Below are 1,339 nucleotides of genomic sequence, written 5' to 3'. Positions count from 1 at the left end.
GAACCGTCCCCGGTTTGATGCCGCTTCCTTTCGAGTCTGGAAGGAAGATAGAGCCCATGCCGAAGAGGATTCCCGAGGAGACCAAGCAGCGTGCCGTGCGGCTGGTCCTGGACCATCTTGATGAGTACCCGAACCTCACCGTCGCATGCCAAACGGTCGCTGGACGACTCGGTTTCGGAGCCGAGTCGCTGCGCCGGTGGGTGCGCCAAGCTCAGGTCGACGCAGGTGAGCGTCAGGGCGTGACGACATCCGAGTCCGAGAAGATTCGCAAGCTCGAGCGGGAGAACCGCGAGCTGCGGGAGGCCAACGCGATCCTCAAGGACGCAGCGGTTTTCTTCGCTGGGGAACTCGACCCCCGTCGTCGCTGATCGTCGCGTTCATCGACGAGCAGCGCACCAAGGGTCGTGCGGTCGAGTCGATCTGCGCCGTCCTGCGAGGGCAGGGCGTCCAGATCGCTGCACGAACCTACCGAGACATGCGCATTCGTGACGCGTCGGTGCGGGATCGGGTGGACGCGGTCGTGATCGACGCGCTACTGGCCACGACGGGCACTCCCGAGGGCATGTACGGGCGGCGCAAGATGGTCTCTCACCTGCGCCGCCAGGGCCTGCCGGCCTCGGCCCGTCAGGTCGATCGCCTCATGCGAGACCTGGGACTCAACGGTCGTGTGCGTGGCCGCGGTGTGCGCACCACGATCGCTGATCGCAATGCAGAGCGTGCTCCGGATCTGCTGGATCGGGACTTCACCGCGCCCGCGCCGAACATCCGCTGGGTCGCGGACTTCACCTACGTGCGCACCTGGGCGGGTTTCGCTTACGTCTCGTTCGTCATCGACTGCTACTCGCGGGCGATCGTCGGCTGGCACGCGTCGATGTCGAAGACGACGCCGCTGGTGACGACCGCGCTGCGCATGGGGCTGTGGCGGCGTGACCGCGCCGGCCATCCTGCAGGCGACGGTTTGGTGCATCATTCTGACGCCGGAAGCCAGTTCACGTCCGTGTCCTTCGCCGAGACCCTCGCCCTCGAAGGCATCGCAGCTTCGATCGGATCCATCGGCGATGCCTACGATAACGCCCTGGCAGAGTCCACAATCGGGTTGTTCAAGAACGAAGCGATCCGCGACGACTCACCATTCCGTGACGGCCCGCTGAGACGTCTGGAAGACGTCGAGTGGGTCACGCTTGCGTGGATCGACTGGTACAACCAGCACCGCCTGCACTCCCGCCTGGGCGACGTCCCACCCGACGAGTTCGAGGCCGCCTACTACGCTGACATCACCACGCCCGCACCGCCGGTGCTGGCACCCGCATAGAAGCGGCAAGAAACCGCGGGCGGTTCA

At 65.6% G+C, this 1,339-nt stretch carries 1 protein-coding gene; it reads left to right on the top strand.

Features of this window, described 5'->3' with window-relative positions; translation table 11 throughout:
• Nucleotides 1-56: 56 nt before the first annotated feature.
• Nucleotides 57-1,312, top strand: a protein-coding gene (locus AOM06_RS14660; protein WP_156163737.1) for an IS3 family transposase whose coding sequence is annotated in 2 segments (ribosomal slippage) — nucleotides 57-327 and nucleotides 327-1,312 — 1,257 coding nt in all. Because the reading frame shifts where the segments join, the coding sequence is not laid out codon by codon here.
• The last annotated feature ends 27 nt before the right edge of the window (nucleotides 1,313-1,339 follow it).

Origin of the sequence: Demequina subtropica, from assembly GCF_000971235.1 — a bacterium.
GTDB lineage: Bacteria > Actinomycetota > Actinomycetes > Actinomycetales > Demequinaceae > Demequina > Demequina subtropica.
Note: the sequence above shows the minus strand (reverse complement) of the source record. Positions and strands in the feature narration are given on the sequence as shown.